The following is an 11,848-nucleotide window of genomic DNA, read 5'->3' as shown; positions in this document are numbered from 1 at the left end:
GCCACCGGCCTTCATTGGACTACGGGTTGAGGATCTCCGCCAGGAACGTCGCGGTGTGGCTGCCTTCCACCTTGGCAACCTTCTCCGGGGTGCCGGAGGCTACCACCTTGCCGCCGCCGGTACCGCCGTCGGGGCCGAGGTCGATAATCCAGTCGGCGCTCTTGATGACGTCCAGGTTGTGCTCGATGGTGATCACGGTGTTGCCCTTGTCCACCAGTCCCTGCAGCACTTCCAGCAGCTTGCGGACGTCTTCGAAGTGCAGGCCCGTGGTGGGCTCGTCGAGGACGTAGATGCTGCGGCCGTTGGACCGCTTCTGCAGTTCGCTGGCGAGCTTCACGCGCTGCGCCTCGCCGCCGGAGAGCGTGGTGGCGGGCTGGCCCAGCCGGACGTAGCCCAGGCCCACGTCCACCAGCGTGTTCAGGTGCCGGGAAATGGGACCGAAGGCGGCGAAGAACTCTGCCGCCTCTTCGATCGGCATGTCCAGCACCTCGGCGATGTTCTTGCCCTTGTAGTGCACCTCCATGGTTTCCCGGTTGAACCGGGCGCCGTGGCACACCTCGCAGGGAACATAGACGTCGGGCAGGAAGTTCATTTCGATTTTCAGCGTGCCGTCGCCGTGGCAGGCCTCGCAGCGGCCGCCCTTGACGTTGAAGGAGAAGCGGCCCGGCAGGTAGCCGCGCACCTTCGCTTCGTTGGTCTCGGCGAAGAGCTTGCGGATGTGGTCCCAGACGCCGGTGTAGGTGGCCGGGTTGGACCGCGGGGTCCGTCCGATCGGGCTCTGGTCCACGTGGATGACCTTGTCCAGCTGCTCCAGGCCCTCCACGCGGGTGTGCCGCCCGGCCACGTGCTTGGCACCGTTGAGCTTGTTCGCCATGGTCCTGTAGAGGATGTCGTTGATCAGCGTGGACTTGCCGGACCCGCTGACGCCCGTCACGGCGGTGAAGACGCCCAGCGGAACATCTACGTTCAGGTTCTGCAGGTTGTTTTCCCGCGCTCCGACGATCTTCAGCTGGCGGGACTTGTCCACCTTGCGCCGCTTCGCCGGGATTTCGATCTTCTTCCGGCCGGACAGGTAGGCGCCCGTGATGGAGCGCTCGTTGGTGAGCAGCTCGGCCAACGGTCCGGAGTGCACCACCTCGCCGCCGCGCTCTCCGGCGCCGGGGCCGACGTCGACAATCCAGTCCGCTTCCTGGATGGTGTCTTCGTCGTGTTCCACCACGATCAGGGTGTTGCCCAGGCTGCGCAGCCGGATCAGGGTGTCGATCAGGCGCCGGTTGTCCTTCTGGTGGAGGCCGATGGACGGCTCATCCAGGACGTACAGCACGCCCACAAGCCCCGAACCGATCTGCGTGGCCAGGCGGATGCGCTGGGCCTCGCCGCCGGACAGCGTGGCTGCCGGGCGGTTCAGGCTCAGGTATTCGAGGCCGACGTCGAGCAGGAAGGTCAGGCGGGCCTGGATTTCCTTCAGCACCTGGTTGGCGATCTGTGCTTCGCGCCCGGTGAGGACCAGGGTGTTGAGGAAGTCCGCGGCTTCACGCAGCGGCAGGGCGCTGATCTCGGCAATGTTGCGGCCGTTGATCAGCACGGACAGGGACGCCGGGTTCAGGCGCGCTCCCCCGCACTCGGGGCAGGCGATTTCCCGCATGTACTCCTCGTACCGGTCGCGGGCGTGGTCCGATTCGGTTTCCCCGTGCTTGCGGTGGATGTACTGGATGACGCCTTCGAAGCCGGTGCTGTACTTGCGTTCGCGGCCGAAGCGGTTCCGGTACTGGACCACGACCTTGTGGTCCTTGCCGTGGAGCACTGCCTCGCGTGCCTTGGCCGGCAGCTTCTTCCAGGGGGTGTCCATGGAGAAGCCCATGTCCTTGGCCAGGCCGTCGAGCAGCCGGTTCCAGTACTCGGTGGTGGCGGTGCCCAGGGACCACGGGGCGATGGCGCCCTCGGCCAGGGACTTGGAGGGGTCCGGAATGATCAGGTCCTCATCGACTTCCAGCCGGGAGCCGATGCCGGTGCAGACCGGGCAGGCTCCGAACGGGTTGTTGAAGGAGAAGGACCGCGGTTCGATTTCGTCGATGGCCAGCGGGTGCTCGTTCGGGCAGGCCAGGTTCTCGGAGAAGGTGCGGGTGCGTCCGCTGCTGTCCTCGGGGAGGTCGACGAAGTCCACCACCACCCGGCCGTCGGCCAGGCCGAGTCCGGTTTCCACCGAGTCCGTGAGCCGCTGCCGGATACCGTCCTTGGCCACCAGGCGGTCCACGACCACTTCGATGTTGTGCTTGTACTGCTTGCCAAGCTTCGGCGGATCGGACAGCTGGACCTGCTTGCCGTCCACCCGGGCACGGGAGTAGCCCTTGGCGGCGAGTTCCTTGAACAGGTCGACGAATTCGCCCTTCCGGCCGCGGACCACCGGGGCAAGGATCTGGAAGCGGGTTCCTTCTTCCAGTTCGAGGAGCTGGTCCACGATCTGCTGCGGGGTCTGCCGGCTGACGGGCTCGCCGCAGACGGGGCAGAAGGGGCGGCCCACACGGGCCCAGAGCAGGCGCATGTAGTCGTGGATCTCGGTGATGGTTCCCACCGTGGACCGCGGGTTCTTGCTGGTGGACTTCTGGTCGATCGAGACGGCGGGCGAAAGCCCCTCGATGAAGTCGACGTCGGGCTTGTCCACCTGGCCGAGGAACATGCGCGCGTAGGCGGACAGGGACTCGACGTAGCGCCGCTGTCCCTCCGCGAAGATCGTGTCGAACGCCAGGGAGGATTTGCCCGAGCCGGACAGGCCGGTGAACACGATCATGGCGTCCCGCGGCAGGTCCAGGTCAACGTTGCGGAGGTTGTGCTCGCGCGCACCTTTCACTACCAGGCGGGAAAGGTCATTGGCTTTATGCGGCACGAACGTGGTGTCAGCCGTCGGAAGAGTCGATTTAGGCACGTTTTCCACTGTAGTTCAAACGCCGATTCGAAGAAGTATTCGACCCCCCGGGTTTCGCCGCGGGCGAAGCGGAACCGGTGCGGGGCTCCCTGGCTGCATGGCCTTGGAGCGATCCGAAACCCCGCAAACCGGAGGCTACGTGGCCGTTTAGCCCAGCGCCGCCCGCAGGAGGGACACGGCGTCGTCATCCGAGACGCCGTTGGCCCGCACCGCCGCGGCATAGGCGGCGGCAGCTTCGGCCACCCGGCCGCGGCCGGTGTCGCCGCCCGCCGCGACAACGGTGCCGGCGCGGGACCGCGTGGTGACGACCTGCGCCTGCTCCAGCTCGCGGTAGGCCTTCGCCACCGTGTTGACGGCCAGTCCGAGGTGTCCGGCCAGGGCACGCACCGGTGGAAGCCGGGTTCCGATGGCGAGGCGCCCCTCATTCACGGCGTCCAGGATCTGCAGGCGCAGCTGTTCGTAGGGCGGGACCGAGCTGGAAGCGTCAATCCGGACCCCTGCCAGCACACCGGCGTCGTTGCCGGCGGAGGTCGGTGCGGTTACGGGGGTTGTGTCAGGCGTCATGGTGCAATGCTAGTGCCCGGCCGGATCGGCAGGCGCCGGCATGTCGTCCTCCGCCCCTGCATCCTGTGCCGGCTCGGCGAACTGTGAACGGTAGAGCTCGGTATAGAACCCCTCGGCCTCCAGCAGCGCAGCATGGGTTCCCTGCTCCACGATCTGCCCGTCCCGCACCACCAGGATGATGTCCGCGTCCCGGATGGTGGACAGGCGATGGGCAATCACGAAGCTAGTGCGGTCCTGCCGCAGGGCGTTCATCGCCAGCCGGATGGCGATTTCGGTGCGGGTGTCCACGGAACTGGTGGCCTCGTCCAGCACCAGGATGGACGGGTTTGAAAGCCAGGCCCGGGCGATTGTCAGCAACTGCCGCTGGCCCTGGCTCAGCGCCCCGCCGTCGTACCCGAGCACGGTGTCGTAGCCCTCCGGCAGGGACCGGACGAAGTGATCCACATGGGTGGCCTGCGCCGCCTCAACGATCTGCTCCTCGGTTGCATCGGGTGCGCCGTAGGCCAGGTTCTCCCGCACCGTGCCCTCGAACAGCCAGGCGTCCTGGAGCACCATGCCGATGTGGCCGCGCAGTTCCTCGCGGCGGAGCCGGGCAATGTCGATGCCGTCGATGGTGATGCGGCCCGCGTCCACCTCGTAGAAACGCATCAGCAGGTTGACCAGGGTGGTCTTGCCGGCACCGGTGGGACCCACGATGGCCACGGTCTGCCCGGGCTCCGCGGTGAAGGACAGGTTCCGGATCAACGGCGCATCGGGGCTGTAGCTGAAGGAGACATCCTCGAAGGCCACCCGCCCCCGCACCGCCTTCAGGTGCTCGGGCCGGGAGGGGTCCGGCTGCTGTTCCTTCGCGTCAAGGAGGGCGAACACCCGTTCGGCGGACGCGACGCCGGACTGGAGCATGTTGATCAGCCCGCCAAGCTGTCCCAGCGGCTGGCTGAACTGGCGGCTGTACTGCACAAAGGCCTGCACGCCGCCGATGGACAGCTGCCCGTTGGCGACCTGCAGTCCGCCGACCACCGCCACGGCCACGTAATTCAGGTTCGAGATGAACGTCATGGCCGGCATGATGATGCCCGAGACGAACTGGGCCCGGAAGGCGGAGCGGTACAAGCGGTTGTTGGTGGGGGCGAAGCCTTCGATGATCCGCTCCTGCTGGCCGAAGGCCTTCACCACGTCCTGCCCGGTGAACATTTCCTCGATATAGCCGTTTACCTCGCCGGTGGACTTCCACTGGGTCTTGAACTCTGCCTGCGAGCGCCGGGCAATGAGGACGGTGACCAGTGCAGAGACGGGCACGGTAATCACGGCGATCAGCGCCAGCAGCGGGGAGATGGACACCATCATTGCCAGCACGCCCATGATGGTCAGGACCGAAGTGATGATCTGGGTCAGGCTCTGGGAGAGGGTCTGGGCCAGGTTGTCGATGTCGTTGGTGACCCGGCTGAGGACGTCTCCCCGCGATTGCTGCTGGAAGTGGGACATGGGCAGCCGGAACAGTTTGCCGTCGACGTCGCGGCGCAGCCGGTACATGGCGTTCTGCACAATGCGGGCGGTCACCCGTGCCTGGAACCAGCCGAACGCGAAGGCGGCCAGGTAGATGCCCAGCACGCCGAGCAGGATCCCTGCCAGTCTGCCGAAGTCCAGTCCCTGCCCCGGGACCACGTCCATTGCCGCGAGCATGTCCGCCAGTTCCCGCTCCCCCGAGTCCCGCAGTGCCTGGACCTGGGCGTCCTTGGACACCCCCGCGGGCAGGCCCTGGCCGATGAAGCCGTCGAAGATGACGTTGGTGGCCTCCCCGAGGATCCGTGGCGCGCTGACGGCGAGCGCCACGGAGACGACGGCGGCAACCAGTACCGCCGCTACCCGTACCCGGTCCGGTGCCATCAGCACCAGGATCCGACGGACACTGGAGGCGAAGTTCTCCGGCTTGGCCGTTGCGGCGGCTCCCGGGCGTCCCCGTACCCCCGGCGTACTCATGCCACTTCCTCCGCGGTGAGCTGCGAAGCAACGATTTCCCGGTAGGTGTCCGAGGATTCCATCAGCTCTGCATGGGTTCCCTGACCTACGATCCGGCCTTCTTCCAGCACCAGGATCTTCGCGGCGTCGGTAATGGTGTTCACCCGCTGTGCCACGACAACTACGGTGGCATCCCGGGTCTGCGGCTTGAGTGCCGCCCGGAGCCGGGCATCCGTGGCGAAGTCGAGGGCGGAGAAGCTGTCGTCAAAGAGGTAGATGGACGGCCGAACCACCAGGGCCCGGGCAATCGCGAGGCGTTGCCGCTGTCCCCCGGAGAAGTTGGCTCCGCCCTGTTCCACCTGGTGGTCCAGTCCTCCCTCGGCTGTCCGCACGAAATCTGCCGCCTGGGCGGTCTCCAGGGCTTCCCAGAGTTCGGCGTCGGTGGCGTCCGGCCGGCCGAAGCGCAGGTTCGAGGCGATGGTTCCGCTGAAGAGGTAGGCCCGCTGGGGAACCAGCCCGATACCGCGGCGCAGCGAGGAGAGGGTGACCCCGGCAATGTCCTGCCCGTCGACGGCGATGCTGCCGGAAGTGGAGTCGAGCAGCCGCGGGACCAGGTTGAGCAGCGTGGTCTTCCCCGCCCCCGTGGAACCGATGATGGCCGTGGTCTCCCCGGGCAGGGCTTCGAAGCTGAGGTTGAACAGCACCGGGTCCTCCGCGCCCGGGTAGCTGTACCCGACGTCGGTAAAGGTGAGCCGCCCGCCGTCGTACGCCAGCGTCCCCGCCCCGGGGGCATCCGCAACGCTGGTCCGGGTATCCAGCACCTCGAAGATCCGTTCGGCGCAGACCGCTGCGCGGGGAAGCATCATGATCATGAACATGGACATCATCACCGCCATCAGGATCTGCATGATGTAGGCAATGAACGCCGTAAGCGCACCGATCTGCATCTGCCCGGCGTCAATCCGGAAGGCACCGAACCACACCACCGCGACCGTGGCGAGGTTGGCGATCAGCATGGCGGCGGGAAACAGCAGGGCCAGCAGCTGGCTCACCCGCAGCTGGGTGGAGGTGAGGTCCCTGTTCGCCCCGGCGAAGCGTTCCTGCTCGGAGTGCTCCCGGATGAACGCGCGGATGACGCTGATCCCCATGATCTGTTCCCGCAGGACCGAGTTGACCCGGTCGATCTGCCGCTGGGCCCGCCGGAACAGGGGAATCAGCCGCTTCAGCACCAGCCCGATCACCAGGAACAATGCCGGCAGGATCAACAGCAGGATGCCGGAGAGCGGTATGTCCTGGTTGAGGGCCAGCAGGACCCCGCCCACTCCCATGATGGGAGCCGAAACCATCATGGTGAAGGTCATCAGCAGGGTCATCTGCACCTGCTGCACGTCATTGGTGGTCCGGGTGATCAGCGACGGCGGCCCGAACAGGCCGACTTCCCGGGAGGAGAAGGTCTCCACCTTGGTAAACAGCGCGGCCCGGATGTTGCGGCCGGCACTCATGGCCACCCGCGACGCCAGATAAGTGGCCGCGACGGAACACAGGACCTGACCCGCCGTGACGGCAAGCATCCACCCGCCCACCTGCATGATGACGCCCGTATCTCCGGTGACCACGCCGCGGTCAATGATGTCCGCGTTGAGGGTAGGGAGGTACAGCGTGGCGACGGTCTGCAGCAGCTGCAGGAGAACGACGGCGGCCACCGCGCCTTTATAGGGGGCCAGGTTTTCCCGGACCAGCCTCAGAAGCATCCTTGCAACGTACGCCCGTCCGCGAGCGCAGACAATACCCGGGTAAGACTGCTGCCCCCGGGGCCGGGACAGGGCCGGATCGCTAGACTGGCGGGATGGAGGATCTGGAGAACATCACTATCCGCAGCGTGTCCGTCAGCGAGATGGACAACAACGTCTACCTGCTCACCGGTAAAGCATCCGGTGCGCAGGTACTAATCGATGCCGCCGCCGACTTCCCCGCCATCCAGCAGCTGCTGGCCGAGGGTGCGCAGGACGCAGCGGTACCGGCGAAGCTGGAACTGGTCATCACCACGCACAGCCACTGGGACCATGTCCGGGCGCTCGCCGAAACGGTGGCGGCCACCGGTGCCCGGACCGCAGCCGGCACCGCGGACATCCCCGACATTGAGGTGCCCACGCTTGTTCCCCTGGAGCACGGGGACACCGGCACGTTCCCGGACTTCGAGCTGGAGGCCATCTCGCTGCGCGGCCACACGCCCGGGTCCGTGGCGCTGCTCTACCGCGATCCGCACGGTCCGGCCCACCTGTTTACCGGGGATTCCCTCTTCCCCGGCGGGCTGGGCAACACGCAGAAGGACCCGGAACGGTTTGCCCAGCTCTACCAGGACGTATTCGAACGTGTGTTCGATTACCTGCCGGATGACACGGTGGTGCACCCGGGACACGGTGCCGGCACCACGCTGGGCGCCGAGCGTCCGCACCTGCGGGAATGGAAGGAACGCGGCTGGTAGCTGCCGCGTTCCGTACCGCCAGGGCGCGCCGCTAGCCCGCCTTCCGCCCCACCATGAACAGCCGCCGGAACGGGAAAACGGTTCCCCAGGCCTGCCGCGGATAGGCCTGGCGGAGCAGCGCCGCGTATTCGGTTTCGAACGCGGTGAAGTCCTCGGTGGACAAGGCATCGATGACCGGACGCAGGGCGGTGCCGCGCACCCACTCCAGTACCGGGTCCTCACCGGCTAGGACCTGGGCGTAGCTGGTCTCCCAGACGTCCGCTTCGAATCCGGCCTCGGTGAAGAGGGCCAGGTAGTCCACGGGCTCGTCCACGGCGTCGGCATGCCGCAGCACCCCCTCCAGCTTCGGGGCCCAGGCGGCGCTCGCCGCCAGTTCCCGCATCAGCACATGGGAAGGTGCCGTGAAGTTGCCGGGGACCTGTACGGCCAGCCAGGCGCCGTCGTCGAGCTGCTTGGCCCAGCGGCGCAGCAGCTCCTGGTGACCGGGCACCCACTGCAGTGCGGCGTTGGACACCACCACCTCCGTGCCCGGCTCCGGTTCCCAGTCCTCGATCCGGCCCTGCACGAAGTCCAGGTTCGACGGCGCGCCCTCCAGGGCCCGGGCCGCGGCGACCATCTCCTGCGAGGAATCGACGCCGGTAACCTGCGCCTGCGGCCAACGGGCCGCGAGTGCGGCGGTGAGGACGCCCGTGCCGCAGCCCAGGTCCACCACCCGGGCCGGGGAAGAAGCCGCTACCCGGGCCGTGAGGTCGAAGAACGGGCGGTCGCGGTGCGAGGAGAACTGTGTGTACTTTTCGGGATCCCATTTCATGGCCCCGAGCCTAGCCGCCGCACCCCGCGGAAAACGGGACCGGCACGGCCCCGTTAGTCTGGTATGGACATGAAACTTCTTGAGCAGCTTGCCTCCGGCCCGTCCAGCACCCGCACCATCGATCCCGACGAGACCTACACGTCCTTCCTGGAGTGGGTGGAGAGCCGGGGAATGTCGCTGTACCCGGCGCAGGACGAGGCAGTGATGGAGCTGGTGACGGGCAACAACGTCATCCTGGCCACCCCCACCGGGTCCGGCAAATCGATGGTGGCGATTGCTGCGCATTTCCATGCCATGGCGCACGATGAGCGCAGTTACTACACCGCCCCCATCAAGGCCCTGGTGTCGGAGAAGTTCTTTGCCCTGTGCGAGATCTTCGGCGCCGAGAACGTCGGCATGGTCACCGGCGACTCCTCCGTCAACAAGGACGCCCCGATCATCTGCTGCACCGCGGAGATCCTGGCCAACATCGCCCTGCGCGAAGGGGCCGACGCGGACCTGGGCACCGTCATCATGGACGAGTTCCACTTCTACTCGGACCCGCAGCGCGGCTGGGCCTGGCAGGTTCCGCTGCTGGAGCTGCCGCAGGCCCAGTTCCTGCTCATGTCCGCCACCCTGGGCGACATGACCCGGATCGCCAACGAGCTCAGCGAACTCACCAACCGGGACACCGTCACGGTCTCCTCCGTGCAGCGGCCCATCCCCCTGCACTACTACTACGTGGAGACACCGGTCCAGGAATCCCTGGAGGAGCTGCTGGCCACCAAGCAGGTCCCGGTCTACGTAGTGCACTTCTCCCAGATCGAAGCCATTGACCGGGCCCAGGCCCTGATGAGCATCAATGTCTGCACCCGCGAGGAAAAGGACCGGATTGCGGAGCTGATTGCCGGCTTCCGGTTCGCCCCCGGCTTCGGCAAGACCCTGAACCGGCTGGTCCGGCACGGCATCGGCGTGCACCACGCCGGCATGCTGCCCAAGTACCGCCGCCTGGTGGAGCAGTTGGCGCAGGCCGGCCTGCTGAAGGTCATCTGCGGCACCGACACCCTGGGGGTCGGCATCAACGTGCCCATCCGCACCGTGCTGATCACCGCCCTGTCCAAGTACGACGGCACGCGCACCCGGCCACTGAAGGTCCGTGAGTTCCACCAGATCGCCGGACGCGCCGGGCGGGCCGGCTATGACACGGCGGGCACCGTCGTCGTACAGGCACCGGAACACGTGATCGAGAACGTCAAGGCGATGGCCAAGGCGCAGGCGAAGTTCGGTGATGACCAGAAGAAGCTGCGTCAGGTGGTGAAGAAGAAACCGCAGGCCGGGTTTGTGTCCTGGGGCAAGCCCACCTTCGAAAAGCTGGTGGACGGCACCCCGGAGCCGCTGACCTCCAGCTTCAACATCACCCACTCCATGCTGCTGAACCTGCTGGAGCGTCCGGGTGACCCGTTCACCGCGGCCAAGAAACTGCTCACCAACAACCACGAGACCCGGTCCTCCCAGCTGGCCCTGATGAAGAAGGCCCTGAGCATCTACCGGGAGCTGAAGACCGCCGGCATTGTCGAGGTGCTGCCCGAGCCCGACGCCGACGGCCGCACCGTCCGCCTGAAGGTGCACCTGCAGCCGAACTTCGCCCTCAACCAGCCGCTGTCCCCGTTTGCCATGGCCTCCCTGGAGATCCTGGACCCGGACAGCCCGTCCTACGCCCTGGACGTGGTGTCCGTGATCGAGGCGATCATGGAAAAGCCCCGGCAGGTCCTCTCCGCCCAGGAGAAGAAGGCCCGCGGCGAGGCGATCGCCGCCATGAAGTCCCAGGGCATCGAGTACGACGAGCGGATGGCCCTGCTGGAGGAAGTCACTTATCCGCAGCCGCTGGCGGAGCTGCTGGAACAGTCCTTCGAGGTGTACCGGTCCGGTGCTCCCTGGCTGGGCGAGTTCGAACTCAGTCCCAAGTCGATTGTCCGCGACATGTACGAGCGGGCCATGAGCTTCGGCGAATACGTGCAGTTCTACTCGCTGGCCCGTTCCGAAGGCGTGCTGCTGCGCTACCTCTCGGACACCTACAAGGCCCTGCTGCACACCGTCCCGCCGGAACGGCTGCGCGAAGACCTGGAAGACATCATCGAGTGGCTGGGCGAGCTGGTCCGCCAGACCGATTCCTCGCTGCTGGACGAATGGGAAGAGCTGACCAACGGCATCAACCCCGATGCTTCGAACGAACCGGTCCTTCCGCCGGTGCCGGACCGGCTGACCGCCAACGTGCGGGCCTTCCGGGTCATGGTCCGCAACGAGATGTTCTCCCGGGTGAAGCTCTTTGCCGACGAGGACGACCGCGCCCTGGGCGAGCTCGACGGCGACGCCGGCTGGGACGCCGACCGCTGGGCCGAGGTCCTGGACGCGTACTTCGAGGAACACGAGGACATCGACGACGGGCCCGACGGCCGCGGCCCGAACCTGCTGATCATCAAGGAACTGCCCGGCAAATGGGAAGTCCGGCAGATCTTCAAGGACCCGGCCAACCACTTGGACTGGGGCATCACTGCGGAAGTGGACCTGCCCGCCTCGGATGAAGCCGGCAGCCCCGTCATCAAGGTGATCACCGCCGGCCGCCTGGATTAGGCTGGGCAGCATGCAGATCCGTCCCGCACGTCGAGAAGACGTCCCCGTCATCCTCGAACTGATCCATGACCTTGCCATCTATGAAAAAGAGCCGCACGCGGTAAAAAACACCGTGGCGGCCCTGGAAGCCAACCTCTTCGGCGAGCACCCGGCCATCTTCGCCCACGTGGCGGTGGAGCACGGAGCGATACAGGGCTTTGCCCTCTGGTTCCTGAACTACTCCACCTGGGAGGGCGTGCACGGCATCTACCTCGAGGACCTCTACGTCCGGCCCGAGGCCCGGGCCGGGGGCATCGGCAAGGCGCTGCTGCGCACGCTGGCGGAAACCGCCGTCGAGCGCGGCTACGCCCGGGTCGAATGGTGCGTGCTGAATTGGAATGAACCTTCCATCGGCTTCTACAAATCCCTGGGTGCCGTCCCGCAGGATGACTGGACCACGTTCCGGCTCGCCGGGGACGCACTGGCCAGCTTCGGCACCTCGTCAGAGGCGGCGAAGTGA

The 11,848-nt window shown here is 66.6% G+C and carries 8 protein-coding genes; 3 read left to right on the top strand and 5 right to left on the bottom strand.

The genetic code is table 11. The features are described from left to right. Nucleotides 1–19: 19 nt before the first annotated feature. The 4 genes from uvrA to N2L00_RS08100 all read right to left on the bottom strand — a co-directional run bounded on the left by uvrA (nucleotide 20) and on the right by N2L00_RS08100 (nucleotide 7,194). Nucleotides 20–2,923 (bottom strand): excinuclease ABC subunit UvrA, encoded by a 2,904-nt coding sequence (gene uvrA / locus N2L00_RS08115; RefSeq protein ID WP_255766164.1) that lies wholly within the window; start codon nucleotides 2,921–2,923, stop codon nucleotides 20–22. A 147-nt stretch (nucleotides 2,924–3,070) separates the two neighbouring features. Further along, on the bottom strand, nucleotides 3,071–3,487 hold the full coding sequence (locus N2L00_RS08110) for a GntR family transcriptional regulator (RefSeq protein ID WP_255766163.1): 417 nt from the start codon (nucleotides 3,485–3,487) through the stop codon (nucleotides 3,071–3,073). A 9-nt stretch (nucleotides 3,488–3,496) separates the two neighbouring features. After that, nucleotides 3,497–5,464, bottom strand: coding sequence for an ABC transporter ATP-binding protein (locus tag N2L00_RS08105; RefSeq protein ID WP_255863020.1), 1,968 nt, complete (start codon nucleotides 5,462–5,464; stop codon nucleotides 3,497–3,499). Further along, nucleotides 5,461–7,194 carry an ABC transporter ATP-binding protein gene (locus N2L00_RS08100; protein ID WP_255863021.1) on the bottom strand — a complete coding sequence of 578 codons (1,734 nt, stop codon included), beginning with the start codon at nucleotides 7,192–7,194 and terminating at the stop codon, nucleotides 5,461–5,463. The genes N2L00_RS08105 and N2L00_RS08100 overlap by 4 nt, the downstream gene beginning before the upstream one ends. Nucleotides 7,195–7,289: 95 nt before the next feature. Between N2L00_RS08100 and N2L00_RS08095 the strand changes: the two genes are divergently transcribed. After that, the gene (locus N2L00_RS08095) at nucleotides 7,290–7,928 is read left to right on the top strand and encodes an MBL fold metallo-hydrolase (protein WP_255766160.1); all 639 of its coding nucleotides are present in this window, start codon (nucleotides 7,290–7,292) and stop codon (nucleotides 7,926–7,928) included. A 31-nt stretch (nucleotides 7,929–7,959) separates the two neighbouring features. Here N2L00_RS08095 and N2L00_RS08090 read toward each other — a convergent pair whose 3' ends face one another. Further along, nucleotides 7,960–8,739 (bottom strand): trans-aconitate 2-methyltransferase, encoded by a 780-nt coding sequence (locus tag N2L00_RS08090; RefSeq protein ID WP_255863022.1) that lies wholly within the window; start codon nucleotides 8,737–8,739, stop codon nucleotides 7,960–7,962. 69 nt (nucleotides 8,740–8,808) lie between these two features. On the opposite strand from N2L00_RS08090, the gene N2L00_RS08085 reads away from it, so the two are divergent. Together N2L00_RS08085 and N2L00_RS08080 are read left to right on the top strand one after the other, a co-directional pair. Next, on the top strand, nucleotides 8,809–11,349 hold the full coding sequence (locus N2L00_RS08085) for an RNA helicase (protein ID WP_255766158.1): 2,541 nt from the start codon (nucleotides 8,809–8,811) through the stop codon (nucleotides 11,347–11,349). Nucleotides 11,350–11,359: 10 nt separating this feature from the next. Continuing rightward, complete coding sequence (locus N2L00_RS08080; RefSeq protein WP_255766157.1) at nucleotides 11,360–11,848, top strand: GNAT family N-acetyltransferase; 489 nt, start codon at nucleotides 11,360–11,362, stop codon at nucleotides 11,846–11,848.

The organism is Arthrobacter sp. zg-Y1171 (assembly GCF_025244845.1).
In the GTDB taxonomy this organism is placed as follows: Bacteria; Actinomycetota; Actinomycetes; order Actinomycetales; family Micrococcaceae; genus Arthrobacter_B.
Note: the sequence above shows the minus strand (reverse complement) of the source record. Positions and strands in the feature narration are given on the sequence as shown.

Coding starts and splice junctions, on each gene's coding strand:
- N2L00_RS08110 (WP_255766163.1), bottom strand. CDS start 3,487: ATGACGCCTGACACAACCCCCGTAACCGCACCGACCTCCGCCGGCAAC.
- N2L00_RS08105 (WP_255863020.1), bottom strand. CDS start 5,464: ATGAGTACGCCGGGGGTACGGGGACGCCCGGGAGCCGCCGCAACGGCC.
- N2L00_RS08100 (WP_255863021.1), bottom strand. CDS start 7,194: ATGCTTCTGAGGCTGGTCCGGGAAAACCTGGCCCCCTATAAAGGCGCG.
- N2L00_RS08095 (WP_255766160.1), top strand. CDS start 7,290: ATGGAGGATCTGGAGAACATCACTATCCGCAGCGTGTCCGTCAGCGAG.
- N2L00_RS08090 (WP_255863022.1), bottom strand. CDS start 8,739: ATGAAATGGGATCCCGAAAAGTACACACAGTTCTCCTCGCACCGCGAC.
- N2L00_RS08085 (WP_255766158.1), top strand. CDS start 8,809: ATGAAACTTCTTGAGCAGCTTGCCTCCGGCCCGTCCAGCACCCGCACC.
- N2L00_RS08080 (WP_255766157.1), top strand. CDS start 11,360: ATGCAGATCCGTCCCGCACGTCGAGAAGACGTCCCCGTCATCCTCGAA.